The sequence below is a fragment of the Bdellovibrio sp. SBM16 genome (assembly GCF_056175625.1).
Window position 1 is genome coordinate 627,408 of the sequence record NZ_JBJKJG010000001.1, and the last position, 26,384, is coordinate 653,791.

The following is a 26,384-nucleotide window of genomic DNA, read 5'->3' on the forward strand; positions in this document are numbered from 1 at the left end:
ATGGAAATTCAGCCAACCAAGCCTTTTGAAATTCAAGAAACTAACTACGTTTTACACCGCCGTTTCGACCGTATGGGTCGTTTAGTTGGCGACCAAAACATGAAGACTCTTTTCAACACGCATGTGATGATTTTAGGTCTTGGTGGAGTGGGGTCATGGGCTGCAGAAAGTCTTGCCCGTTCGGGTGTAGGAAAAATCACTTTAATTGATCACGACGAAATCTGCATTACCAATGCCAATCGCCAGTTACATGCGTTGCAAGGCATGGTGGGTAAGAAAAAAGCCGAGATCATGGCCGAACGTTTGCGTAAGATTAATCCCCAGGCTGAAATCATCGCAAAGCCGGTGTTTTACAACAAAGACACTTCAGCTGAGATTTTATCTGCTAAGCCTGATTACATCTTGGATTGTATCGATAACTTAACGGCAAAAACTTTTCTGTTAAACGAATGCCGTACCCAGAATCTAAAAGTGATCACCAGCTGCGGGGCTTCGGCAAAGATGGATCCGACTCGTGTTAAGATTGCTGACCTTGCAAAAACTGAAGTAGATCCTTTGGCGCACTCATTACGTAAAATTCTGCGTCAAGAGTACAACTTTCCGCGTGGCCGTGGTGCTTTCGGGATTCCATGTGTTTTTTCTGATGAACTGCCGATGCCATCAATAGAACTTAGTTACGACAATGGCCAGGGCTTTAAATGTGTCTGCCCGCAGGGCGAATATGATCCGCATTCTTGCTTGCACAGAAGTGTGATCTACGGAACCGCAAGTTTTGTTACCGGCGCTTTTGGCTTAGTTATGGCTTCATGGGTAGTGCGTCAGGTTATGCTACAGAACCAAACGCAGGCTTCAGCGCCTGCATCTGATGTGGTGAACTAATGAGCTTAGTAATCTTCTTTGGTTTTTCATTGATGGTGTTCTTAGCCGGTGTTTTAGTCGTCGGTGTAACACTTTACCAGTGGTATAAAATGAAAAAAGAGAAAAAAGCCCTTCCTTCGTGGAAGGACTTGGGCTAAATTTCAACGTCTTTAAATTTTAATTAAGTCGCACCTCAAGGTGCGCAAATGATTTACCTAAACGGAGTTATAAAATGACTATTACAAACTTTATTGATCATCACTTCAGACACTTCAACGCGGCGGCATTACGTGACGCAGCTGTTGGTTACAAAAAACACATCGATGGCGGTGGCCAGATGTTGGTAACTCTTGCGGGTGCAATGAGTTCTGCAGAGTTAGGTCTATCGTTAGCTGAAATGATCCGCCAAGGTAAAGTTCATGCGATCTCTTGTACGGGTGCTAACCTTGAAGAAGATATCTACAATTTAGTCGCGCACGATCACTACGTGCGTATTCCTAACTACCGTGATTTAACTCCAGAGCAAGAGCAAGAGTTGTTAGACCGCCACTTAAACCGCGTAACTGACACTTGTATCCCTGAAGAAGAAGCTATCCGCCGTATCGAAAAAGTTGTGTTCGAAGAGTGGGCTGCTGCGGATAAAAAAGGTGAAAGCTATTTCCCGCACGAATTCATGTATAAAATCTTACTTAGCGGCAAATTAAAACAGCATTATCAAATCGATCCGAAAAATTCGTGGTTATTAGCTGCCGCTGAAAAAAATCTTCCAATGGTTGTTCCAGGCTGGGAAGATTCTACAACGGGTAACATTTTTGCCGGTCACGTGATGAAAGGTAACATCAAGAATGTTCACACTGTTAAAGGCGGTATCCAGTACATGACGGCATGGGCCGAGTGGTATATGTCATTAGCTGCAAAAAAGCAGGATGTTGGTTTCTTCCAGATCGGCGGCGGTATTGCCGGTGACTTCCCAATTTGTGTTGTACCGATGTTATCTCAGGATTTAGAGCAAGATAACGTTCCGCTATGGAGTTATTTCTGTCAGATCTCTGATTCAACAACGTCATACGGTTCGTACTCAGGTGCGGTTCCTAACGAAAAAATCACCTGGGGTAAGCTAGGTATCGAAACACCTAAGTACATCGTAGAATCAGACGCCTCTATTTGCGCGCCATTAATGTTTGCGTACGTACTTGGTCAGTAATTAGCCCGACATTTGAATTAATAAAAAAGGCAGCTTCTCGGCTGCCTTTTTTATTTGGTGTTTTAGTTTGGATTATAACTGCTCTTTGATGATCGGGAAGAATAGTTCCCATAGCCAGGTGTTGCCGTGTGAGGCGCGGATCATTGCAGCCAGCTTTCTGATCTTGCGTTCGTCCAGATCTCCGATTTTTGTATTCATGCGGTTTTCCATACCCAATAAAGTCGAGCGTGAGATAATACGCGCAAGCTTATCCTGAACGTCTTGTTGCAACTGGTTTTCCTGGTGAACAGCAGTGATATCGGCCACAATACCGACTTCGCGGTTTAAATTTTGTGAGCGGTAGTCCCAGTTAAAAGAACCGACAAAAAGTTTTTGGTTATCAATGAGCACCATCTTGGCGTGCAGAGTATCCGGCCCGTTATAAACCCAGACTTTAACACCTTCATTGACCGCTAAGTGAACCGTGCGTCTAAAGCCCACATGTGCAGCGGCTACGTCGTTTGAGTTTTCACCGTTAGTCAAGACTTCAACTTTAACACCACGTTGGCGTAAAGCGCGGAATAATTCTACCTGCTCGGGTGTCACAACCAGGTATGGGGTCACAATCACTACGTGTTTGCGCGCGCTTAAGACCGTTCCGTAAAGCTGTTTGGCGATATTGTTGTGGTACTCTTCCGGTTTTTCTAAGCTTGAACGTTGGCCAACCGGATTATCATAAATATAATCAATCGCACCGGTACGCACGGCTAATTTATCCCACTCTTCGATCACAGCGTTTCTATTTGCCGGAATACCGTGTTCAGCGATGGTTTTTCTGTAAGATTCATTTAACGATAACATCGCCTTTTGAATCTGTTTGATATTTTGTTTTCTGCGCCACTCGCACGTGTCGTAATCATTTTGATCGTTATCACCACCGCGCCATCTTCTGCGTTCGCAGGCATCTTCAGCCAAAGCCCGTTTATCTTTCCATCCTAAATCTACCGGTTTTACGAATTTTGAAAACCATAAGTTATCAAAGTATTGTGCGGCTTCAAGAATGGCATAACTTTCCAAAACCAGGGCATCGGTGTCTTCTAAGACCGGTTTTGGATCTTCATCGTTATCAGAAAATTTTCCGAAATAGCCGTTGGCTACGTTTCTACCGCCAGAGATCAGCGCATGGCGGTCAATAATCATGGCCTTGTCATGCATACGTTTCGAGTAACGAAACGGGGCGTAGATTTTAAAGTTATTATATTCGCGGATTTCAATATTTGGATTTAACAACAGTGCGGCCTGTTTTTCGTTAGACATCAGGTTATGTAGGGCATCGACGATAATGCGGACTTTTACCCCGCGTTCGGCAGCGTAGCGCAGTAAACTTAAACCTGATGAAGAAACCTCATCATCTTCAATGGTAAAGTACTGCACGCGAATTTCTCGTTCGGCGGTTAAGATAAACTGGGCGCGGGCTTTTAGCGAAGCCTCGGGATCGTCTAAAAAAACTATCTTATCAGCAAGTGCCGCTTTGGTTGCAAAGACTGTGAGTAGCGATAGTAAAAGTTTTTTCATCTTTGGCTCCGGCTTATTCCTACAGTTGCTTTTTAATTAATGGGTAAACGATCTGCCAGAAAAGAATATTTTTATTTCCTCTTCTGATTTCTTTGGCTAAGTTGGCGATATCATCGTCATCGTATTCGCCATCTTCGCCGACTTCGTGATTTAATCTTTTTGTGTTTCCAAGTAGGGTTGAACGCATATAAATACGGCCGATTTTTGCGTAGAAATCTGTTTCGTTGATGTTAACCGGGCTGTTAGGGTCAATTGTTGCGATAATGCCGTTTTCACGGTTTAAGTTTTGTGAGCGAAAATCCCAGTTAAAAGAACCGACATACATTTGTGTTCTGTCGATTAACACCATTTTGGCGTGGAGCGAATCAGGCCCGTTGTATTCCCAGATCTGGGCACCGTGTTTAAGGGCCAGCTCGCGGGTGTTTAAATAGCCAACGTGGGCCACCGGTACGTCGTTAGAGTTTGCACCGTTGGTAAAAATACGCACACGAACGTTGCGGGCGCGTAGTTCTTTGAATAACTCTTCCTGCTCCGGTGTTATGATTAAATACGGAGTTACAATAACTACCGACTCGCGTGCTGTGCGGATAGCGCGGTAGAGTTGTTTGGCGATATTATCATCTACGGCCTTTGGCTTTTTTAGTGAACTTTTTTGGCCGACCGGATTGTCGTACACATAATCAATGCTGGCTACTTCAATAGTGTCTTTATTGCGCAGCCATTTGTTGATGGCCTGGCTTTTTGAAAGATTTGATTTGTTGGTTACCGCCAAATGAATAAGCTCGGCCCGTTGTTTTCCAACTAAAACTTCGTTACGTTTGCGAAAGTATTCACAAGATTCGTACTCATCGTGGCCAGAGTTGTTCTTAGAGTAAAATTGTTTTTTAGATTCGCACGCACCTGGTTTTAGGCGGCTTAATGAGAACTTGCCAAGGCCTACTTGTTTAACGAATTTTGAATTCCATAGATTATCAAAGTAATAGGCCGCTTCGCGCACGGCCGGGCTTTGCATTACCAGCACGTCTGTATCTTCTAGGATTGAATGGGTCGGGACTTCATCGTTTTTTTTGCCGAAATAGCCGTTGGCGATATTTCTGCCCCCGGAAATTAAGGCGTCGTTATCAACGATTAAGGCTTTATCGTGCATGCGGCGGTTGTAGCGCCAAGGGGCATAGATTTTAAAGGTATTGTATTCACGGATTTGTACGTTCGGTAACGGATTACCCTGGTCGTCAGACATAAAGGCCGCCATGGTCTCGCGTAACATCAGGTTATTTAGTGCATCGACGATGATACGAATACGGACGTGCGGTTTTTTGATGGCCACATCACGAAGAATAGCGATACCGGCGTTGGCGATATCGTCGTTTTCAATAATATAATACTGGGCGCGGATTTCAGATTCTGCTGTAGAAATTAGGTCTTTGCGGGCTTCAATTGATTCCTGCGAACCATCGAGCATAACCAGCTTATCTGCAAAGGTCGCCTGAAGTGAGAAAATTGTAACTAAACCTAACAACAGCTGTTTCATTGGAGCTGCTCCTAAAAGTTCTCTTCAATTTCTAAGGTTTGGGCTAACTTTAAAGCATTTAAGTTGAACTGTTCCTGATTTAAGAATTCAATGGATCCAAAGGCTAACTTGATATGGTTTTCTTTGATGTCGGTAACTTTAAGGGTTGCGACGATACGGTACTGTTCCTGGAATTTTTTAAAAATTACAAACTGAATGTCGCGTGAATGGGCGGTTGATTTATTGGTTTCAAAGAATGTCATTAAATAATTAGAATCTAAGCCCGAGTAAACCGGCGATAAACGCGATTTAAAATCAATCTGTTGATCGCGGATTAAGTGCTCGGTGATCTCTTTAAACTCTGGTTTTTCATAGGTTTTGGTTAAGAAAACAGACTGGTTCAAATTGAGACTGATCAAAGCCGGAAGCGTAATTTGTTCGAGCGGCTTAGCCGGTTGGTTCGGGGCAAAATACAATCCCGCAGCTGCTGCTGATAACATAAGTACGACAAAATAGTTGGCTATCTGATTTAGTTTCAAAACAATACCTCGATAGTCGACTTTACAAAAACCGCACCCCAATCAAATCTTGTAGATTCGAGCTGGTAAGATTTTCCTGTTAATAGTTTTGACAGTCGCCAGAGATTGGCAGCGCCTGAGCTAATAAACCCTGGCTAGAATCAGTAGGTTAGGTTTAAGTTGGTCGCAAATTCGCAAGCTTGTTTTTTCGTATGAAAATAACAATTTTAAAAACATTCGCACTTATTTTGGCTTTAACATTTTCTGCACAGGCCCAGCAAGAGCTGGAGCAAGAGCAGGAAATTTCACCGGAAGTTCAGAAAATCATCGCTGAAGCCTCACCGCTTGATCGTTGGGTAACTAAAGAACAGTGGAAGCAGATTGTTAAAGATGTCATGACAAAAAACTATGCCCAGCAGGTTATTGTGGTTGATACCCGTAATCAGGGTGATTGTTTTGCGATGTACAATCATTTACAAGCCAAAGGTTGGCCGGCAAATCCAACCATGTGTAACCAGGATCCGAATAATCCCTACGTGGCGGTAACCTTAGGTACAGATGTGACCAAAGAGTCATTAACACCTGAGCAAAAACTCTTTCAGAATAATCCCGATCTTTTTCGGGATACAAACGAACCTTCGGCACGCCGCAAAGAACTGTATAACCGCACCCGAAATATCGCTTTATTAAGTGGCGGGGTTGTTGCGGCCTTTGCAGCGCAGGATGAGGATAGTTCGGGTTGGGATCTGAAAGGTTTAAAAGAAAACGGCCCGGTTCACCAGGTTAAAGAACACTGGAAAAGAGGTCCGGTCCGCGATAAAGACGGCCCGTTCGTAAATTTCGTTTTACACCCAATTTCAGGTTCTATTTATTATCAGGCAGCGCGTATTTCCGGATACGGCAAAATGCAATCTTTCGGGTATAGTTTTTTGATGTCGACATTTTTCTGGGAGTACGGAGTTGAGTCATTATTTGAAACACCGTCGTGGAACGACTTATGGGCTACTCCTATTATTGGTTCATTAATTGGTGAGCTTTTCTTGCAGCTTTACCAGAAAGTTGAAAACAACAACGGTGAAGTTTTAGGGTCACGTAGATTAGGGTTTGGCGCAAAGCTATTGCTTAATTCAGCCGAAACTCTTCGTCCTTATATTAACAGAATCTTTGGCTCACAGGTAATCAAAAGCGGTCGGGCAGGATTTAGCATGGGTAAATGCGGAGCCGAAGCGCATGAAACCATAAAGATGAAGCAGGAAACGTGTCCGTTTTTTACGATCGAATTTAAGTTTTAGATCGCTTCAACAGATTTAATTTCAGGAATAGCTTCTTTCATGCGAACTTCGATACCGTCTTTAAGCGTGGCCTGTGACGAAGGGCAGCCGTTGCAGGCGCCTTTCATCTGAATATACAGAACGTTGTCTTCGTATTTACTAAACACCACATCGCCACCATCCATCGCGACAACCGGACGGATTTCTTCTTTTAAAACTTTTTTGATCTGCTTTACTATGGCCGAGTCATTTTCGTTGATATCAGGATCTACGGTCTTTTGAACGAATACTGGCTGGCCTGAGGTTACATGCTCGGAAAGTAGGCCTGTCAGGGGCTGAGCGATAACCGCCCAGTCGACCCAGTCTTGCTTAGTGATTGTCATGAAATCCTGGCCAATATAGACGCTGGAAACCCATGGGAAGCCGAAAATTTTAGCAGCCAGAGGGCTGGTGTCGGTTGATTCCACGTTCGGATAGTCAGATTGTTGATCGGCAATCTTAGCAGAGAAAACAAACTTTAAAGTAGCTGGATTTGGCGTGGTTTCGTATGTAACTTTCATGCCTTAATGATTATCAGGAGTGCTGCGAAAACACAAATTTTTACTGGTAAATCTTTGCTCTTCATAGGTTTTTTCGATAGGCTTTTGCAGAATTCGCACTAAACAAACAAGGAGACTCAACAATGACCCCACGCGTACGCGAGATTTTAAGCTGGTATGGAGATGAAAATATCGGTGTTTTAACAAACATGGCCCGTATGATGAATCACGGTAAACTAGCAGGAACAGGTAAATTAGTTATCCTTCCGGTTGACCAAGGTTTTGAGCATGGCCCGGCAAGATCTTTTGCGAAAAATCCGGATGCTTATGATCCTTCATTTCACTTTGATTTAGCGATTGAATCTGGTTGTAATGCTTACGCCGCACCACTTGGAGCCTTATCAGCCTGTGCACGTGATTATGCCGGTGAAATTCCGTTAATCTTAAAAATCAATAATTCAGACACTCTTTACGGTTCAAAAGCCCCGATCTCAGCATTAACCTCTGGAATCGACGATGCTCTACGTTTAGGGTGTGCGGGTATCGGCTTTACCATTTACCCGGGTTCGCAACACAGAAAACAAATGTACGAAGAGATCGCTGAAGCTTCGGCACAAGCTAAAAAAGCGGGTCTTGCTGTAGTGATCTGGTCTTACGCGCGTGGTGAGCAGATCTCTAAAGAAGGCGAAACAGGTATCGATGTTATTGCTTACTCGGCTCACATCGCAGCCCAACTTGGTGCAAACATTATCAAAGTTAAACCACCGACAGCTCACATTGAACAAGCCGAAGCAAAAAAAGTTTATGAAGCGCAAGGGATCAAAGTCGCTTCATTGACTGATCGTATCCGTCACGTTGTGCAAGCTTGTTATAACGGTAAACGTATCGTGATCTTTTCGGGCGGTGAAGCCAAAGGTACTCCGGAATTACTGGCTGAAGTTAAAGAATTAGCCCAAGGTGGCGCGTTTGGTTCGATCATGGGCCGCAATGCTTTCCAACGTCCGAAGAAAGAAGCCATCGAGTTACTGGGTAACGTGATGGAAGCTTTTGCCGGTAAACCGTTAAAATAAGTTAAGGATAACTACTATGTCTGAGATGCATGATAATCCAATTAAAGCCGAGAAAAGAAAAAAACTTCACGCGCTTAAAGAAAAGGGCATCAACCCATTTCCTTATAACTTTGATAAGAGCGTTCACATTGAACAACTTATCCGTGATTTTTCTAATCTGGTGGCTGGTGAGAAAAAGCCTGAAACGACCTTCCGTATCGCTGGTCGTTTAATGACCTTACGGGCGATGGGTAAGGCCAGCTTTTTCAACGTGCAGGATCAGACAGGAACTTTACAGTGCTATATCAAAGTGGAAGAGCAGTCTGAAGCTGGGCGCACAAGTTTTGATTTAATCGATCTGGGTGATATCGTGGGCCTTGAAGGTTACATGTTTAAATCACAAAAAGGTGAGTTGTCGTTATACGTTAAGAACTTTCAGCTTTTAACTAAAACGTTAGAACCGCTTCCAGAAAAATTTCACGGCATTCAGGACGTAGAAATTAAATACCGTCACAGACATTTAGATTTAATTTCTGATCCGGACTCAAGAAAAGTTTTCGTGACCCGCTCGAAGATTATTAAAGCGATCAAAAAATTCTTAGATGACCGTGGTTTTATGGAAGTTGAAACGCCAACCCTGCAGCCGTTATACGGTGGAGCAGCGGCCACGCCGTTTACTACTCATCACAAAGCACTGGATATGAAGCTTTACATGAAAATCTCTCCTGAACTTTATTTAAAACGCCTGATCGTAGGCGGTTTTGAAAAAGTGTACGAAGTCGGTAAGAACTTTAGAAATGAAGGTATCGACCGTACTCATAATCCAGAATTTACGATGCTTGAGTTTTACGAAGCCTACACGGATTACAACTACCAGATGAAACAATTTGAAGAGTTAGTGTCTAGTGTAGCTAAAGAAGTAACGGGTTCAATGAAGGTTCAGTACCAGGGTAAAGAAATTGATTTTACCCCGCCATGGAACAAGATTACGGTTCTGGACGGGATTAAAATCCACGCTAAAATTGATGCTGGGGACCGTGCAGCTTTAGTTGATTACCTTCAGAAAAATGAAGAGCCTGCTAAACTTAAAAAAATGCAGATGGATAAATTATCACTGGGTGAACTGCAGATGAAAGTTTTCGAAGTGGCGGCAGAGCCGCACTTATGGCAACCGACATTTGTCATGGATCATCCGGTAGAGATTTCTCCGTTAACCAAAGTGCACCGTGATAATCCAAGATTAGTAGAGCGTTTTGAGCCGTTTGCAGCTTGTATGGAAATCGGCAATGCTTATTCAGAGCTAAACGATCCGGAAGAGCAGCGGGCGCGCCTTAAAGAGCAAGAAGCTAACCGCGGACACGATGAAGAAGCGCATCCGATGGATGAAGACTTCTTACACGCGATCGAAACAGGTATGCCGCCAACTGGCGGTGTCGGTATCGGTATTGAGCGTGTGGTGATGTTACTAACGAACTGTCCGTCGATTCGTGATATTTTGTTCTTTCCAACGATGAAGATTGTTAAATAGGGTAATGAAGTATTTAGGTTTGTTATTTGTTTTATGTCTTACGTGGGCTTGCCAGCAAAAGCCCACAAAAGCGTTGGAAGAATCTGCCAACGTGTTTGTTCGTAAAGCGGTCTTAATCGACACCAGAAATCCATTTTTATATGAGTCGTTTCACATTGAAGGTTCGCAGAATCTTTGGTGGGAAGACTTTCTGGTTATAACCAACCCGAAAAAGAAAACCCGCATGCTTGATCCGGATCTGCTGCAAACCGTAGAGCGTCTGGCGAGTAAAGGAATCCATCCGGATAAAACCATTATTTTGTTAAATGACAAAGCCGATGCTGTTGAGAACAAAAAGTGGAAATGGTTGCTTAGTTATTTAGAAATTAAAAACATTGAAATGAAAAGTGTTAATGATTTAAAAAAATCAGCCAGAGGGCAGAATAACCGTTTTGCTAAGGCCGAGCCGCAGACTCCCTGGACCTTGCTGACCAGTGAAGATTTTCAAAAAGATCTGGTCAGTAAAAAAGCTCAGAAGTGTTTTGTTACATTTAATCCGAAAATTTGTTTATAAGGGCAAAAATTTGAGCGCCGGTAATTTTATTACTTGCGGCGCTCGAAAGAAAAATTACGGTACACGAACAACCGAAATACGCCATTGGTACGGAACCGGCGCGAAAATCACTGCTTGAGTCATCTCTGCGTTTTGGAAATAGAATTCCCAGGTTGAAGGCGACAAGCTAGCTTGGCAGTATCTGCCTAAGTTATCATTGGTCACCGCACTTACGTTGTCGTGAATATAAATGTAGTTGCCATTGTAAGCTGTGTGAGATCTAACCCCTACAGTTAAATTATTTGCAGGGCCGGGGCCGAACTGGCAGCGTGCGTACATCGTCATCGTGTGGTGTTCAAATGTAAAACGCGTGTGAATCCAGATACCGTTAACGGCCATAGCTTGCGTTGATTTCCATTGGCCTAGCATAAGTGGCGCAGGGCTTTGTTGGGGCGGCGTCGGGTGGTGTTCGATTGATGCAAAAGCTGATAGTGACAATACGGTCGTAAACAATGCGATAAACATTTTCATAGAAAAAGTCTCCTTAATAGCTTAACGCTAGAAAGGCTCTGCTTATCTGTCAATTGTAGTGAACGCTTCGGGGTAGTTCTCTTGCTGCGCCGTGTTTCAAAAAGTAAGGCCTACCGTTAAGAGGCGTTGTCCATCTTGAATAGGACGGAGTACATGGCTTTTAACATTTCGGGGTCGAATTTATGTGCAACTTTTTCTTTCATCATGTTGAGCGCTTCTACCGGGCGCATCGGCACGTTGTAAGAACGCTGGGTGGTCATGGCATCGTAGGTGTCGGTAAGAGCCACGATGCGCGCAAACGGGTGAATCTCTTGTCCAGAGAGGTCTTGCGGGTAGCCGCCGCCTTTCCATGATTCATGATGCTCGTAACAGGCGGCTTTAATACCGTCAGTGATATTCGGAGATTCATTTAAAATTTTAAGGCCAAACTGCGGGTGCATTTTCATCTGTACCCACTCAGCTTCATCTAATGGGCCGCGTTTGCACAGAATGTTTAAATCGACGTTACGTTTGCCGACATCATGAAAAAGACTGCCTAAGCCCAGCTCTTCCATGGTTTTTTTATCAAAGCCTAAAGCACTGCCTAAGCCTAAAGAGTAAATACTGACGTCAAATGAGTGATTGTAAGTGTAAAAGTCATGCCCTGACAGACTGATTAAGCCGCCTACCGATTCAGGCGCGTTTTCCATAAACTCTAATAAATCTTTTACCACCGGTTTGGTTTCTTCGATCGCCTGGCCTACATCTGGCGCTTCAAACAGGTCTTCTAAGATCGCAATTGAGCTTTCGCGTAAGATCGTCGCCTTTTGATCATTGTTAATTTTAGAAGAGTTCATCGAGTCTTTAACATAATCGCGGTAAAGCGGTTTGTTGATGTCTTCAACAAAAAACGATTCACCGGTATCTCTACCGTGCAGACTTGCGATTTTTGCAGCAGCTAATTTATCACCGGTGCGCACGTATTCGACCATCTTGCCGTCGATGTAGACATAAATTGCAAATGGGATGTCCTCCGCGGGGCGGATCGTGCTTAAACGAATTCTGAAATAACCTTGGCTGCTCATACTTAACCTATCGGAAAAATATGAAGGAAACTTTGACAAATTCGCATACCTAAATACGATATATTCATGCCCATAACTTTCGACACAGATATTCAGTATTTAAAAGGAGTAGGCCCGAAATTGGGAGCTCTCATGTCTCGAAATGGGATAAAATCGATTAAAGACCTGCTTGAAAACTACCCGCGGGCCTTTGAAGACAGACGTGCGGCCAGAAACATTGCTTCGCTAAAAGAAAACGATCTGGTGTCGCTAAAAGCCATGGTGATCAGCGTAAGCTCGTACGCGATGGGACGATCATCGCGCAAAATTTATGATGTGTTAATCCGCGACGGCTCGGGACAGATCCGCTGCAAATTTTTTCGGGTGCCGTACAAAGGCTATTTTGAGCGCTTTAAAACCGGAACCGAAGTTCGCATCATCGGTAAAGTTACCAATTACCGCGGTAAATTAGAGTTTCATCATCCGGATATCAAAGATATTGTTCCCGGTGAAGAAGATGTGGATCAGCTGCTGCCGATTTATGTCGAGATCGAAGGCTTTAGTTCGGTCAAAATGCAGAAGATGATTCAATCGGCATATTTGCAGATTAAAGACTGGCCGATTGAGAAGTTTCCGCCAAGTTTAATGCATAAATATAATTTAATACCCCGCAAGCAGGCGATTAAAGATATGCATTTTCCCGAGATTGAAAATGCCGAAGGGCTTACGACGTTATCCTCAAAGGCGCATGAACGTATCATCTTTGAAGAGTTTTTCTGGCTGGAGCTGTATTTAGCCTCGAAAAAAATGGGCCTAAAAAACGAAAAAGGTGTGGCGGTCGTAAACAGTGATGCGATGAATTTAAAATTAATTGAATCCCTGCCGTTTACTTTGACCAATGCGCAGAGAAAGGCTTTTGACGAAGTCAAAAAAGATATGCAATCCGGAAAACCAATGAACCGTTTGGTGCAGGGGGATGTCGGTGCCGGTAAAACCATGGTGAGCTTTATGGCGGCCATGTATGCATTTGAGAGTGGCTATCAGACCTGCATGATGGCGCCAACCGAGATTTTAGCCGAACAACATTACAATAATGCCGTCAAACGTTTAGAGCTGCTGGGGTTAAAATTGGGATTACTCACCGGTAAGACCAAAACCAAAGAGCGCAAAGAATTATTGGAAAAATTAATTACCGGTAAAATTCATTTTCTCATCGGAACTCACGCGCTGATCGAAGACTGGGTGCAGTTTAAAAATTTAGCCTTAGTCATTATTGATGAACAGCACCGGTTTGGTGTAGCGCAAAGGGGATATCTCAAATCCAAAGGCCAGTCACCGCACTTTTTAGTGATGACGGCAACACCGATTCCGCGAACGCTGGCCATGACGGTGTACGGGGATTTAGACGTGTCGATCATTGATGAAATGCCGGCGGGGCGTTCGCCGATTCAGACCAGAGTTGTGACCGAGTCAAAACGCAGCAACGCCATAAGCTTTATGGCTGAGCAGATCGAAAAAGGGCGGCAGTGTTATATCGTCTATCCGCTGGTTGAAGAGAGCGAAAAAATCGATTTAAAAAATGCCACCGAAGAATATGAAAAACTAAAGCATCAGTTTCCGAAAATTCGTTTTGGTCTGTTGCACGGAAAAATGAAGCCAGCCGAAAAAGATGAAATCATGACCCAGTTTCGTAAGCACGAAATTGATGTGCTGGTTTCAACCACCGTGATTGAAGTCGGGGTGGATGTGGCCAATGCGAATTTAATGATTATCGAACACGCCGAACGATTTGGTTTATCGCAGCTGCATCAGCTGCGCGGACGGGTCGGCCGTGGTGAGTACAAGTCGTTTTGTGTCATGATTATGGGCTATGCGGTCAGCGAAGAAACCCGCGACCGCGTGACATTTATGGAAAAAACCAATGATGGTTTTAAAATCGCCGAATACGATTTAGAAATCAGAGGCCCGGGCGAATTCATGGGGGCCCGCCAATCAGGTCTTCCAGGATTTAAAATCGCCAATCTGGTGCGGGATTTCGCCCTCTTAAAACAGGCCCGAGATGCAGCGTTTGAACTTCTGCAAAAAGACCCGCAATTAAAATCTTTAGAAAATAAGCTAATCCGTGAAGAGCTGTTAAAGTGCTATGGCCCGCAGGCCTTGGCCGGCGTCGGCTAAATTAAGTGACGGAGATGGTTACTTTGTAAAAAGAGTAGACGGATGGTTACGGTAGTTTTTACACTTCTTAATTTTCTTGGTCGTTTTTTGATCATTTCATTGATGGACCATGTCAAAAGTGTTAGAACATCTAGACGTCATGAGTGGGTTTTTTGCTTATGACAAGTTATGAGGTGGATCGATGTCACAGTTTAAAGTTGGAGATCATGCGGTATACCCCGGCTACGGAGTCGGACGAATCGATAAAATCGAAACGAAAGAGATTTTAGGCGCTAAGCACGAATTTTTTTCGGTCATCATTTTAGAGACGGGTATGAAAGTAATGATCCCTGCGGCTAATATCAAATCTGTTGGCCTTAGAGCTCTTATTTCGAAAGAAGAGGCGTTCAAAGTCGTTGATATCCTTAAGGATAAAAACGTTAAAATTGACACGCAAACGTGGAACCGTCGCTACCGCGAATACACTGATAAAATCAATACCGGTTCGGTTTTTGAAATCGCTGCCGTATTACGTGATTTATACTTATTAAAAGTCGACAAAGAATTAAGCTTTGGCGAAAAGAAGATGTTAGAAAAAGCTAAAAGTTACCTGTTAAAAGAGCTTAATTTAGCTGCTGACGTTAAAGACGTAATGAATCAAGATCAGGAAGTTAGAACGATTTTGGATTCGAAGTAATCCAAAATCAATAAACCAGTTAGACTCTGGGTAGTAATCGTTTACTCGTTATAAATTCTAAGTCAGAATAGAAAGCCTAAATCGTAAGATTTAGGCTTTTTTTCGTTTTAGGAGTCCTTTTCATGTCAGTTACTTTGAATCCTGGTTTTACCGAAGTTCGTACTCGCTTTGCCCCGAGCCCAACCGGTTATTTGCACGTCGGCGGCGCTCGCTCGGCGTTGTTTAATTTATTATTCGCTAAACACAACAACGGTAAATTTATTCTGCGTATTGAAGATACGGATCAGGCCCGTTCGACCGAAGAATCGCTGCGCATGATGGTGCAGGATATGGTGTGGCTTGGTCTTAACTGGGATGAGGGTGTTGACCCGGTGACCTTAAAAGATATGGGGCCGTATGCTCCGTACCGCCAGTCGCAGCGCTTAGATATTTACAAAAAGATAGCTGATGAGTTAATTGCCAATGATAAAGCTTATTACTGCTTTATGACTGATGAAGAGCTCGAAGCTGAACGCGCGCGCGTAAAAGCAATTAATCAAAATGCGCACGTTGAATCACCGTATGAGACCTGGACGTTAGATCAAGCCAAAGCCGAGCTTGCCAAAGGTAAATCAGCGGTCGTGCGATTTAGAACCAAACATTTACGTAAAGATTATTTACTCAACGATCTGATCCGCGGCGAAGTGCGTTTTCCGTCGGATATGGTCGGTGATTTTGTGTTGCTTCGTTCAGACGGCATGCCGGTGTATAACTTCTGTTGTGTGGTTGATGATTACATGATGAAGATCTCGCACGTATTGCGTGCCGAGGAGCATTTGCCGAATACGTTAAGACAGCTGATGATTTACGAAGGCATGAACTGGCCAACGCCGCAGTTTGGCCATATTTCGTTAGTCTTAGATGACGACCGCCAAAAGCTGTCAAAACGTAAAGGCGCGGTGGCCTGTGATCAGTTTATGAAAGACGGGTATTTGCCAGAGGCATTAAATAACTTTATGGCATTACTTGGCTGGTCGCACCCAGAGGGTAAAGAAATCTTCTCGATGGATGAGATGATTAAGCTATTTACGCTAGACCGCGTGAATGCATCAGGTGCGGTATTTGACCGTGTTAAATTTAAATGGATGAATGCGCAGTACTTGCGTGCACAGGATAACCAAACCATCTGGAACCAGATCAAGCCGTACCTGGCGGCTGCGGGTATTCATTTGCCGAAAGAATCGGGGACGACCGAATGGCAAATGAAGTCAGTAGAAACGTTTAAACCAAAAATTGAAATTTTAACCGATGCGGTAGCGCTTTACCAATTACTTGATGATGCCAAATTTGAAATTTCAGAAGAATCAAATGAAGCGTTAGGTTGGGAGTCGACCAAAAACGTACTGACGGTTTGGAAAAGTCAGATCGCGGCCCATGCGACGGAGACTTTTACTGAGGCTGATTTCGTCGCGATTGAAAACGCGGTTAAAACCGGTGCTAACGTTAAAGGTAAAAACTTATTTATGCCAATCCGCGTGGCCGTGATCGGTAAACCGCACGGCACTGAAGTCAAATTATTAGTGCCCTTGATGAGCAAACAAAGTTTGCTTGCCCGCGTGGATAAAGTATTGGCGAAGTTAGGATAAAGGTATCTTCATGCTTAAGATTTATAATACTCTGACCAAAAAGATCGAAGAGTTTAAACCGATTACCCCCGGGCATGTTAAAATCTATGTCTGCGGACCGACGGTGTACTCATTTTTACACGTGGGAAACTTTCGCGGACCGGTGTTTTTTAACTTTGTCAGAAACTGGCTAGAGTACTTGGGCTATAAAGTTGATTACGCGCTAAATTTTACTGACGTGGATGATAAGATCATCAACCGCGCCATCGAAGAAGGTAAAACGGCCTCTGAAATTTCTGAGCTTTATATTAAAGAATATAAAAAAGATTTTTCGGACTTGGGCTTACGTGCTCATGACCATAATCCTAAGGTCTCTGAATACATGCCGCAGATTATCGAGTTTATTCAAAAATTAATCGATAACGGCAAAGCCTATCCGGTGGATGGCGATGTGAACTATGCCGTCGATAAATTTAAAAATTACGGCCAACTTTCAGGCCGCAAATTAGAAGATATGCAGGTGGGTGTGCGTATTGAAGCCAATGAGAAAAAACACCACCCGCTGGATTTTGCTTTATGGAAATCACGTAAGGCTAACGAAGATCTAAAGGGTGGAAGCTGGGCTTCGCCCTGGGGCGAAGGCCGTCCGGGCTGGCATATCGAATGTTCGGCGATGGTGCATGGGTTATTCGGTAATCAAATCGATATTCACGGCGGGGGATTAGATTTAGTGTTCCCGCACCATGAAAATGAAATCGCCCAGTCTGAAGGCTGCACGGGAACGCACTACGTGAATTACTGGATGCACTGGAACATGTTAAATTTCAGCGGCAGTAAAATGTCTAAATCGTTAGGCAACGTTTTGAATATGCGTGAATTCTTAGAAGAACATCATCCTGAAATTTACAAATGGATGATGCTATCTGTTCACTACCGAAGTGTAGGTGAATTCAGCGATACGACGATCGAGCAGGCGGTTTCAGGCCTTGCGCGCGTTTATTCGTCATTAGCATTAGCTGACAGCTTTATTTCTGCTGAAGCCCATGCCGATGCGAAGTACCAGGTAGAGCTTGATACTTCGTGGGAAAAAATCATGGAGCATATCAATGATGACTTTGGTACTCCACAGGCTTTTGCCGTTATGTTTGAACAAATCCGTAAATTTAACGGCCAATTTAAACGTGGCATGAAGACAAACCCTACCTTGGCAGGGCGTGCAAAACAGTTTAAAGAATTTATTCTGCAATTTGGTAAGATGATGGCGTTATTCCAGATGCCGGCTGAAAAATTCTTACGTTCATTAGATCAAAAGCTGTTACAAAAAGCCGGTGTGGATGAGCATGAAGTTGAAGCGTTGGTCTTAGCGCGCTCGTTGGCCCGCCAAACAAAAGACTATGCAAAGTCTGATGAAATCCGCGCAAAGCTTACAGCGCTAAATATCAATGTCAGCGACACGCCAGAAGGCAGCTTCTGGGAAGTCAGCAAATAGTATTTAGGAAGGCTTATGGCAGAAGCTAAAAAGAAAGCCTTTAAGAAAAACTTCAAATTGGTTTCTCCGTTTAAGCCGGCCGGTGATCAGCCTAAAGCGATCGAAACGCTGGTTGCAAATTTTCAAAGCGGGGTAAAACACCAAACGCTTTTAGGGGTTACCGGTTCGGGTAAGACCTTTACCATGGCGCACACCATTGCGCAGTTAAACCAGCCGGCTTTGATTTTAGCGCCGAATAAAACCTTAGCGGCACAGATTTATTCTGAAATGAAAGAGCTCTTTCCCGAAAATGCGGTGGAGTATTTCGTATCTTATTATGATTACTACCAGCCTGAAGCCTACGTGCCATCAACCGATACTTTTATCGAAAAGGATTCGGCGATCAATGAACAGATCGATCGGATGCGCCACTCAGCGACACGCTCGCTATTTGACCGCCGCGATGTGATTATTGTTTCGAGTGTTTCGTGCATCTACGGTCTGGGGTCGCCTGAGGCCTACGAAGGTATGATGGTTCAGGTCGTCGAAGGTCAAAAGTTAAAGCGCGATGATTTACTGCGTGAACTTATCCGTATCCAGTACAACCGCAATAACGTGGATTTTTCGCGCGGTACGATTCGTGTGCGTGGTGACGTGGTGGAAGTGTTTCCGCCTTATGAAGAAGAGCGCGTGATTAGAATCGAGTTTTTCGGTGATTATGTCGAAAAAATTTCGTGGATTGATCCTTTAACCGGTCAGGTCTATGAAGAAATGGATCAGATCGGTATTTACCCTGGCTCGCACTACGCCACGGGTGATGATTCGTTAAAGCGGGCCATTGTAACCATCCAGGAAGAGTTAGGTCACAGGCTTAATGAACTCAAAGCCAATATTAAATTTTTAGAAGCGCAGCGCTTAGAGCAGCGCACGTACTATGATATCGAGATGATGGAGCAAATCGGTTTTTGCTCAGGCATTGAAAATTACTCGCGCCATTTAACCGGCCGCGGACCGGGCGAGCCGCCGCCGACGTTGATTGAATATTTTCCGAAAGAGTTTATCACCATCATTGATGAGTCGCATGTAACAGTGCCGCAGATCGGTGGAATGTATCGTGGTGATAGAGCGCGTAAGTTAACCTTGGTTGAGCACGGTTTTCGTCTGCCGTCGGCACTAGATAACAGACCGCTGAATTTCCAGGAATTTGAAAAACTGATGGATAAGGTGATGTACGTCTCTGCCACGCCGGCCAATTATGAATTAGAAAAATCTGAAGGTCTGATCATTGAACAGATCATCCGTCCAACGGGCCTGATTGATCCCAATGTCGAAATTCGTCCGGTAAAATCACAGATTGATGATTTGTTAAAAGAATCCAGAGAGCGTATCGCAAAAGGTGAACGTGTGCTTATTACCACGTTAACCAAACGTTCAGCCGAAGATTTAACCGAGTATTTTGAATCGCTGGGTATGAAAGTTAAATATCTTCACAGTGACATCGACACACTTGAGCGCACGGAAATCATACGTGATCTGCGCTTAGGCGTGTTTGATATCCTGGTCGGGATCAATTTACTTCGAGAGGGTTTAGATATTCCTGAAGTTTCGTTAGTCGGGATAACAGATGCTGATAAAGAGGGGTTTTTACGCTCAGAGCGTTCATTGATCCAGACGATCGGACGTGCAGCACGTAATGCCAACGGGCATGTGATTTTATACGCCGACCGTGAAACCGATTCGATTAAAAAAGCCATGGCTGAGACCGCTCGTCGTCGCGCCATTCAGGATGCGTACAACAAACAGCACGGCATCACGCCGCAGACGATTAAGAAAAAAATCAAAGAAGGCCTTGGTGATCTTTTTGATGGCTCAGTCGGTGCGTATAAACTTAAAGGCGAAAAAGATAAAACTGCAGAAAAAATGCAGAAGTTTTCGGCTAAGCCTAACAAGATTCAGGATGAGATTAAAAAATTAAAAGATAAAATGAAGCGCTTATCGGCAGAGCTTGAGTTTGAAGAAGCGGCAAAAGTGCGCGATGAAATTAAACGATTACAGATATTAGAACTGCAGGTGCGAGATGCGCATCTGGGAGAGTCTGAATCTGGTGTGAATAAAGAAAAATGAGTAAATACGAACAAGGTCTGCTAAAAATTGAAGCCCTCAAGGCTCTGGTCAAGGAGTTTCCGACCCAGTCCGGGGTGTATTTAATGAAATCCGAAGTAGATAAGATTATTTACATCGGTAAAGCCAAGAATCTTCGTAACCGTGTGCGCAGTTATTTGCTTAACTCAGCCGATCATTCAGCAAAGACTAAGGCTTTAGTTCATAATATCGATAAGATTGATTACATTTTAACGAAGACCGAAGTTGAGGCGTTTTTACTAGAAGCTTCGCTGATCAAGAAACACCGTCCGAAATACAATATTCGGCTTAAAGATGACAAGTCTTACCCGTACATTAAACTTTCTTGGGGCGATGATTTTCCAAGATTGTATTTAGCGCGCAAGGTTCATAAAGACGGTGCGCTTTACTTTGGGCCATACACATCCGGTGGTGCCGTCTGGGGCACAATCCGATTTTTAAACCGCGTATTTAAAATCCGTGATTGCACGGATCATATGTTTAAAACCCGTACGCGTCCGTGTATGACCTATCAGATCGGGCGCTGCACGGCTCCCTGTGTGAAGTATATCTCTAAAGATGACTACCGTGGTGAAGTCGGCGGGGCTAAAGATTTTTTAAAGGGCCGTAGCAAAAAAGTGATCAAAGATATTGAAGCCCGTATGTTTGCTGCCGCGAACGAAGAAAAATTTGAAGTTGCGGCTAAACTGCGTGATTCGATGTGGTCAGTTAAAAATATTCTAGAAAAACAAGCGGTGATTAACGATGCCTCTGAAATGGATCAGGATGTTGTCAGCTTTCACGGCGATCACCGTGGGGTGGTCGTTGAAACGCTGCACGTGCGTTCGGGCCGGGTGATTGGGGCAAGGCCGCACTTTTTAGGTGGATTAGATATCACCTCGCCGGATGAGTCGGTCGTTGAGTGGTTTACATCATTTTTAAATCAATACTACGAAGATAACTTTATTCCGGATGAAGTTTTAACTGTGATTGATCTGGGTGGGGATTTAAATAAGCTTCTACACGATGTTTTACATGAACGTTCGGGTAAAGAAGTTGTTGTTCGTTACGGGCATGATCAGAACGCCCAGAAGCTTTTGGAAATGGCCGAGCAAAACGCGAAAGCCCATTTTGAAAAGCTGGTCTCTAAAGAAGAAGAAAAGCTTAAAGGCTTAAACGAAATTAAAACCAAGCTGCATTTGAACAAGATTCCGCAGCGTATTGAGTGTTTTGATATTTCGCACTTTCAGGGTGTTGAAACGGTGGCAAGCCAGGTGGTCTTTGAAGACGGCCGTCCCAGTAAAGATCATTACCGCCGGTATATTATCAAAACAGTTGAAGGTGTTGATGACTTTAAATCCATGTACGAAGTGCTAGCCCGCCGTTTTAAACATGCCGAATACGAAGACCCGGATTTATTAGTGGTCGACGGGGGTAAAGGCCAACTTTCCCAGGCTGTAAGAATCCTGCAAGAAATCGGTAAAACCAATATTCCGGTGGTGGGTTTGGCCAAAGCCAGAACCCAGGCTGATTTTAAGGCTGAAGAAGTCGAATCTACCGAAGAGCGGTTTTTTCTTCCGGGGCGATCTAATCCGGTTACTTTTAAATCCAATTCAGAAGCGTTACATATCTTAACCGGCATCCGTGACGAGGCGCACAGATTTGCGATCACCTTTCATAGAAAGCGCCGTGAAGAACGAAGTTTATCCAGCGAATTAGATGCGATATCAGGTCTTGGTGAAAAACGTAAGGCAATTTTGCTTAAGGCGTTTACGTCGGTTGAAGCGATTAAAGAATCTGACGTTGAAACGATTGCAGCACTAAAGACATTTAACCGGGTGTTGGCTGAGAGAATTTTGATCCACTTAAACTCAGATGAGTCCGAAGCTGATGCCGCGGACTCGATCGAAGTAACAGATGAGTAAATAAGAACTAGATCGTTTGTGGATTGCAAAGTGATGAGCGCATTAAAGCTTTGCGGATTACGCTGTACTTTTTTGAGCTGCCAGACGGGCGTAATACATCCCAGTAAGATTTGCTTGAGAATAATTCGCCATCACGAACTTCAAACTGTTTTTCTAACATACCTAAAGTACATTTGCTGGCTGCGATCGGCTTAGCCGCATCACCTTTTTTACAGAAGCCTTTGCCGCCATCGTAGTTTTGCTCAAATCCGCGGTGTAATTGGTAGTAACCGTACGCTGTGCCGTTAGGGCCACCATGGTTAGTCGCCGTGCGTGTACAGTTAGATTCAAAGTGAGCCATGGCCGTTAAGATAAATGTCCAAACGATTGATTTTTCTTTCGTCGTCATTTTTCCGTAACGGGGGCAGTATTTATTTTTGACTGAACCGCCGGCCACTAAATTATCCAAGCCAGAAGCGTTATCAATAAAGATTTGTGATAAGGCACGGCCAACATCGCCGGCGATCATTTTTCCGTCCATTAAAGCTACACATTTGTCATCAACTTCAGCCGTCGAAAGCGGGTATGAGGTTTGGTGTGACATCTGCGCCATATTTAAAGCGTCAGCGAACTCTTCTAAATAGTTAGGCATTAAAGCTTCAGTGTGGCGGTCCATTTCGGCCGCAGTCATGGCTTTAACTGATACTGTTGATGTGATGACTGACATCACTAATGCGCCTGTTAATAAAAGAGAGTGTAGTTTCATGGGGGAACTCCTTATCTGTTTTAAAGAAATTTACCTTTCAGTAACCAAATTAAATAGATGTTATGATTTTTGACTGTGTAAAAAGAGCCTGTCTAATGAGTTTACGGTTTAAGCGTTTATAGCGGTTTTGGCTGGTATATTTGATTTGAGTGCCGAAAAGAGTCTTTGTAAAAATGACAAAGGCGTTTTATACCTGTGTACCGAGCTATGCAAGAGTACGTGAAATACCTAAAAAATGTGTTAGGCGTAAGCCAGATTTTGAAGTCAAATGAGCCTGCAAATCCCGGCTCTGTGGCAAGAGCTGTGGCGACGCCTAAAATCACGGTATGGGTTGAAAACTTCAACCAGTTTTCAAATGAAGATCACACGCTACTAAACAACATGCTGGCAGCGATGAAAATTCCGGCCGGTGAGATGGTGGTGCAGGATCTCTCGCAGAAAAACCCGGGCCTGTCGCCGATTGAGTTTAGCCTGGTGCTATCGCCGGATGCTTCGGGAAGCCAGACCTATTCACCGCAGGTTTTGCACGCAAATAAATCTTTGAAAAGCACGGTCTGGACTTTTCTCCAGCAGGTGATGCAAAAGTATAAATCCCTGTAACTAGACCCACGGCCAACTCTTGGGCCAATGGGCTAAAAATTCCTAGTCGTAAAGCCTGACTCCCGATCAAATGAGTTATGGTTTTTCGATGTACGTATTCTATTGTTACGCTCGCTATTTCTTTGTTTTTATCAACCCAGGTGTTAGCACAAAATCCCGCTGAATATTCCCATGTCCGTGTCCGCATCGAAAAAGATCTAAACCAGTACCCGAAAAACCTTACGGCCATGTTTGGCCAGCATTTGCGTAAGTACGAAGTCGTGCATAAAGACAGCGGCAAGTTTGATGTGATTGAAGTCGTGCCGTTAACTCATTACTTAGCCGGTGTAGTTTCAAAAGAGATGCCGCAGGCCTGGCCGGAAGAGGCTTTAAAAGCACAGGCGGTCATCGCCAGATCGTATCTTTTTGCGCGGATGAATGAACGCCGGGATAAAATCTTTCATGTTGAAAATGATCAGATGGATCAGGTGTTTCAGTGGACCGATTCGGTAAAAGCATATCAGGCGGTGCAGAAAACCGAGAACATTGTGCTGTCATCAAACAAAAAAGTGGTTAAAAGTTTTTATCACGCAGATTGCGGCGGGCAGACAATTCCGGCCGACAAAGTGTGGTTAGGGGCGGTGGATTTAGGTACGGCAAAAGATGCGTGGTGTGCAAGCCGCAGTAAAAATCAATGGTCATTTCAACTGCCGGTTGCAGAACTTAAAGAAGACCTTACAGCCAAAGAGGTTTTCGAAGCGGCTTACTTTAAGAAAAAACTTGTCCGCTTTGAGGCGTGGGGCATTCAGAAGCTGCGTCAGACGTTTGGTTTTTCAAAAATCCGTTCCTCACCCGACACGGTGGAGATTGCCGATAATGTCGTAACCTTTACGGGGCGCGGGTTTGGGCACGGCGTAGGATTATGCCAGTGGGGAAGTTTGTACATGGCCAAAAAAGGTCGGACGTACATGGATATTTTGACGCACTATTATCCGAAAGCTGAAATTTTAAAGATTCAATCGTTGCTAATCAAAAACTACTTAACAAACAACGAAATCCCTAAGACGATAAACAAGACAACTGCTCAAAATCTTTAACACTTAGGATAAGGAGATCCCAATGTTAGAAGGCATTCTGGCGCTTTTTCTAATGCAGGCCCCTACAGCTGCGAACAAGTATGATAATGCTGTAGCCAAACTTAATGAAATCGCAGCAACTCATCCTACGCAGGCCCAGGTCATCACGATCGGCTTAAATGACCAAGGTACACCCATCAAAGCTTTAAAAGTCGGTAACGGTGAAACGGCATCGTTAGTTGTAGCCACTCATCATGGTAATGAGTACGGCTCGACGGCGGTCGCTCTGGGCTTTGCTGAAAGCATCGCTAGAAAGCCTATCGAGGGACAGACGGTTTATATTATTCCGGTGTTAAATGTGACCGGTTATAATCGAGGCAGCAGATACGAGCAAAATTTAAGTACTTCCGTTGATGCCAACCGCGATTACCCAAGTCCATGTAAGCGTGATAAAGCTTTTCGTTTAAAATCAACCAACGCTTTGGCTACATTTATCGACGAAAAAAATATTCAGATTTCGGCAACCTTACACACTTACTGGCCGGCGGTGGTTTATCCGTGGGGTATTTCGACAACGGATTTATCGACACCGTATGATAATGAGTATAAAAAGCTGGTGGCCGATGCGACGATTGAAAGCCGTTATACGACAGGTAACAACACTGAGATTTTATACGCGGCTGATGGTACTTTTGAAGATTACGCTTACTGGAAGCACGGGATCTGGTCGCTGTTATTTGAATTAGGTTTTTCGCACAATCCCGATTCAGTGGCGATCAAAAACATGATCGAAGTTAACACCCCAGGTCTTCGCCGCTTTTTAGAAAATTCGCCTAAAACCCGCGTAGCCAAGCATGACTTTACCGGTCGTTGTGATGCGCGTGCACCGCAAAGAGTTTTACTCGAGTAGGCGCATGCACCAGAAGGTTTTATTTATTACCGGAATCAGCAGCGGCATCGGCCAGGCGACTGCTGATTTTTACATGCAATCCGGCTGGTTTGTTATCGGCACTTACCGAAAATCACAAGACGGTGAAACCTTTAGAAAAAAATACGCCAAGTCATTTTTGGGTATTGAAGTTGATGTCACTGATTACAGCAAAGTCGACCAGATCCCACAGATCTTAAGCCAAAATGGTATAGCGCATGTTGATGCCCTGGTTAATAACGCCGGCATAGCTTTGGCCGGACCAATCGAGTATCAAAGTTTTACAGAATTACAGAACATCATTAATATCAACGTTGTGGCTGTCATCAAGATGACGCAAACGATTTTGCCGCTGTTAAAAAAATCCAAACATGGGGCACGCATTGTTAATATCTCGTCAGTTTCCGGTAAAAACGGGACCCCATTTTTAGGGGGGTATTGTGCAAGTAAACATGCGGTTGAAGGGTTTTCGGAAAGCCTTCGACGTGAGTTAAATCTCTACGGCATGAAGGTTTCAATTGTTGCTCCCGGTTCGATTAAAACACCGATCTGGGGCAAAGGCTTTGATGTTGTGGCCAAAAGTTATGACCATACTGAATATAAAAAATCGTTTCAAAAATTTTTAAGTTTTGCGGGCAGTGAAGTGAAGCATGCTTTACCGGTTGAAGCGGTGGTTAAAGATATTGATCACGCTCTGACAAATGCCCGTCCAAAATTCAGATATGCGCCCGTGCCACGAAAATTTCAGAACTGGTATCTGCCAAAACTTTTTCCGTTGCGCTTATTCGATTTTCTAACCTGCAAAGCCCTCGATTTAAATAAGAATTAGACTAATAAAGTTGCGAGTGTTTCATGTTGGTAGAGTTTTAGCCCAAGTTTTGTCCAAGTGGGGGGCTAAAAAACCAAGAACTAGACCTCAATCCAGTAAATTGGCTGCACGCCTGTGACGA

Annotated in this window: 24 protein-coding genes; 17 read left to right on the forward strand and 7 right to left on the reverse strand. The window is 44.0% G+C overall.

Annotated features, from left to right (window positions below; all coding sequences use genetic code 11):
* The 3 genes from AC04MM_RS02880 (at window position 1) to AC04MM_RS02890 (ending at window position 2,062) form a co-directional block, all read left to right on the forward strand.
* Window positions 1-879: a tRNA threonylcarbamoyladenosine dehydratase gene (locus AC04MM_RS02880; protein ID WP_475378809.1), complete on the forward strand. Its 879-nt coding sequence runs from the start codon at window positions 1-3 to the stop codon at window positions 877-879.
* Window positions 879-1,016: a hypothetical protein gene (locus tag AC04MM_RS02885; RefSeq protein WP_475378810.1), complete on the forward strand. Its 138-nt coding sequence runs from the start codon at window positions 879-881 to the stop codon at window positions 1,014-1,016. The genes AC04MM_RS02880 and AC04MM_RS02885 overlap by 1 nt, the downstream gene beginning before the upstream one ends.
* Window positions 1,017-1,090: 74 nt before the next feature.
* Window positions 1,091-2,062 carry a deoxyhypusine synthase family protein gene (locus AC04MM_RS02890; RefSeq protein ID WP_475378811.1) on the forward strand — a complete coding sequence of 324 codons (972 nt, stop codon included), beginning with the start codon at window positions 1,091-1,093 and terminating at the stop codon, window positions 2,060-2,062.
* 72 nt (window positions 2,063-2,134) lie between these two features.
* Here the strand turns inward: AC04MM_RS02890 and AC04MM_RS02895 are convergent, their stop codons facing one another.
* From AC04MM_RS02895 to AC04MM_RS02905, 3 genes are read right to left on the reverse strand one after another with little or no spacing between them, the layout of a single operon-like run.
* A complete protein-coding gene (locus AC04MM_RS02895) occupies window positions 2,135-3,616 on the reverse strand; it encodes a phospholipase D-like domain-containing protein (RefSeq protein WP_475378812.1) in 1,482 nt (493 codons plus the stop codon).
* Between the two features lie 19 nt (window positions 3,617-3,635).
* Window positions 3,636-5,147, reverse strand: a complete 1,512-nt coding sequence (locus AC04MM_RS02900) for a phospholipase D-like domain-containing protein (protein ID WP_475378813.1) — start codon at window positions 5,145-5,147, stop codon at window positions 3,636-3,638.
* 11 nt (window positions 5,148-5,158) lie between these two features.
* Window positions 5,159-5,665 carry a hypothetical protein gene (locus AC04MM_RS02905; protein WP_475378814.1) on the reverse strand — a complete coding sequence of 169 codons (507 nt, stop codon included), beginning with the start codon at window positions 5,663-5,665 and terminating at the stop codon, window positions 5,159-5,161.
* Window positions 5,666-5,856: 191 nt separating this feature from the next.
* Between AC04MM_RS02905 and AC04MM_RS02910 the strand changes: the two genes are divergently transcribed.
* Window positions 5,857-6,936, forward strand: coding sequence for a DUF3943 domain-containing protein (locus tag AC04MM_RS02910; RefSeq protein WP_475378815.1), 1,080 nt, complete (start codon window positions 5,857-5,859; stop codon window positions 6,934-6,936).
* Here AC04MM_RS02910 and AC04MM_RS02915 read toward each other — a convergent pair.
* Complete coding sequence (locus AC04MM_RS02915) at window positions 6,933-7,475, reverse strand: NifU family protein (protein ID WP_475378816.1); 543 nt, start codon at window positions 7,473-7,475, stop codon at window positions 6,933-6,935. The genes AC04MM_RS02910 and AC04MM_RS02915 overlap by 4 nt on opposite strands.
* Before the next feature lie 122 nt (window positions 7,476-7,597).
* Between AC04MM_RS02915 and AC04MM_RS02920 the strand changes: the two genes are divergently transcribed.
* The 3 genes from AC04MM_RS02920 to AC04MM_RS02930 are packed head-to-tail and all read left to right on the forward strand — an operon-like array spanning window position 7,598 to window position 10,584.
* On the forward strand, window positions 7,598-8,524 hold the full coding sequence (locus AC04MM_RS02920) for a class I fructose-bisphosphate aldolase (RefSeq protein ID WP_475378817.1): 927 nt from the start codon (window positions 7,598-7,600) through the stop codon (window positions 8,522-8,524).
* Between the two features lie 16 nt (window positions 8,525-8,540).
* Window positions 8,541-10,031 (forward strand): lysine--tRNA ligase, encoded by a 1,491-nt coding sequence (gene lysS, locus AC04MM_RS02925; protein WP_475378818.1) that lies wholly within the window; start codon window positions 8,541-8,543, stop codon window positions 10,029-10,031.
* A 4-nt stretch (window positions 10,032-10,035) separates the two neighbouring features.
* Window positions 10,036-10,584, forward strand: coding sequence for a rhodanese-like domain-containing protein (locus AC04MM_RS02930; RefSeq protein ID WP_475378819.1), 549 nt, complete (start codon window positions 10,036-10,038; stop codon window positions 10,582-10,584).
* 54 nt (window positions 10,585-10,638) lie between these two features.
* On the opposite strand, the gene AC04MM_RS02935 is transcribed toward AC04MM_RS02930, so the two are convergent.
* Window positions 10,639-11,094 (reverse strand): hypothetical protein, encoded by a 456-nt coding sequence (locus AC04MM_RS02935; RefSeq protein WP_475378820.1) that lies wholly within the window; start codon window positions 11,092-11,094, stop codon window positions 10,639-10,641.
* Window positions 11,095-11,210: 116 nt separating this feature from the next.
* Entirely contained in the window at window positions 11,211-12,158 is a 948-nt protein-coding gene (locus AC04MM_RS02940; protein WP_475378821.1) for an HD-GYP domain-containing protein, read from the reverse strand.
* A gap of 66 nt (window positions 12,159-12,224) precedes the next feature.
* Here AC04MM_RS02940 and recG point away from each other — a divergent pair, with 66 nt between their 5' ends.
* The 6 genes from recG (at window position 12,225) to uvrC (ending at window position 22,106) form a co-directional block, all read left to right on the forward strand.
* Window positions 12,225-14,312: an ATP-dependent DNA helicase RecG gene (gene recG, locus AC04MM_RS02945; RefSeq protein ID WP_475378822.1), complete on the forward strand. Its 2,088-nt coding sequence runs from the start codon at window positions 12,225-12,227 to the stop codon at window positions 14,310-14,312.
* Window positions 14,313-14,493: 181 nt separating this feature from the next.
* Window positions 14,494-14,988: a CarD family transcriptional regulator gene (locus tag AC04MM_RS02950; RefSeq protein WP_409477492.1), complete on the forward strand. Its 495-nt coding sequence runs from the start codon at window positions 14,494-14,496 to the stop codon at window positions 14,986-14,988.
* Window positions 14,989-15,110: 122 nt separating this feature from the next.
* The gene (gene gltX, locus AC04MM_RS02955) at window positions 15,111-16,613 is read left to right on the forward strand and encodes a glutamate--tRNA ligase (protein ID WP_475378823.1); all 1,503 of its coding nucleotides are present in this window, start codon (window positions 15,111-15,113) and stop codon (window positions 16,611-16,613) included.
* A gap of 10 nt (window positions 16,614-16,623) precedes the next feature.
* Window positions 16,624-18,081 (forward strand): cysteine--tRNA ligase, encoded by a 1,458-nt coding sequence (cysS, locus tag AC04MM_RS02960; protein ID WP_475378824.1) that lies wholly within the window; start codon window positions 16,624-16,626, stop codon window positions 18,079-18,081.
* Window positions 18,082-18,096: 15 nt separating this feature from the next.
* The gene (gene uvrB / locus AC04MM_RS02965) at window positions 18,097-20,184 is read left to right on the forward strand and encodes an excinuclease ABC subunit UvrB (protein ID WP_475378825.1); all 2,088 of its coding nucleotides are present in this window, start codon (window positions 18,097-18,099) and stop codon (window positions 20,182-20,184) included.
* Entirely contained in the window at window positions 20,181-22,106 is a 1,926-nt protein-coding gene (gene uvrC / locus AC04MM_RS02970) for an excinuclease ABC subunit UvrC (RefSeq protein WP_475378826.1), read from the forward strand. The genes uvrB and uvrC overlap by 4 nt, the downstream gene beginning before the upstream one ends.
* A gap of 7 nt (window positions 22,107-22,113) precedes the next feature.
* On the opposite strand, the gene AC04MM_RS02975 is transcribed toward uvrC, so the two are convergent.
* Window positions 22,114-22,851, reverse strand: coding sequence for a hypothetical protein (locus AC04MM_RS02975; protein WP_475378827.1), 738 nt, complete (start codon window positions 22,849-22,851; stop codon window positions 22,114-22,116).
* Window positions 22,852-23,070: 219 nt separating this feature from the next.
* On the opposite strand from AC04MM_RS02975, the gene AC04MM_RS02980 reads away from it, so the two are divergent.
* The 4 genes from AC04MM_RS02980 (at window position 23,071) to AC04MM_RS02995 (ending at window position 26,263) form a co-directional block, all read left to right on the forward strand.
* Window positions 23,071-23,451 (forward strand): hypothetical protein, encoded by a 381-nt coding sequence (locus AC04MM_RS02980; RefSeq protein ID WP_475378828.1) that lies wholly within the window; start codon window positions 23,071-23,073, stop codon window positions 23,449-23,451.
* A 77-nt stretch (window positions 23,452-23,528) separates the two neighbouring features.
* Window positions 23,529-24,527 carry a SpoIID/LytB domain-containing protein gene (locus AC04MM_RS02985; protein WP_475378829.1) on the forward strand — a complete coding sequence of 333 codons (999 nt, stop codon included), beginning with the start codon at window positions 23,529-23,531 and terminating at the stop codon, window positions 24,525-24,527.
* Window positions 24,528-24,549: 22 nt separating this feature from the next.
* On the forward strand, window positions 24,550-25,416 hold the full coding sequence (locus tag AC04MM_RS02990; RefSeq protein ID WP_475378830.1) for a M14 family metallopeptidase: 867 nt from the start codon (window positions 24,550-24,552) through the stop codon (window positions 25,414-25,416).
* On the forward strand, window positions 25,361-26,263 hold the full coding sequence (locus tag AC04MM_RS02995) for an SDR family oxidoreductase (protein WP_475378831.1): 903 nt from the start codon (window positions 25,361-25,363) through the stop codon (window positions 26,261-26,263). Before AC04MM_RS02990 ends, AC04MM_RS02995 begins: the two co-directional genes overlap by 56 nt.
* Window positions 26,264-26,384 lie beyond the last annotated feature (121 nt).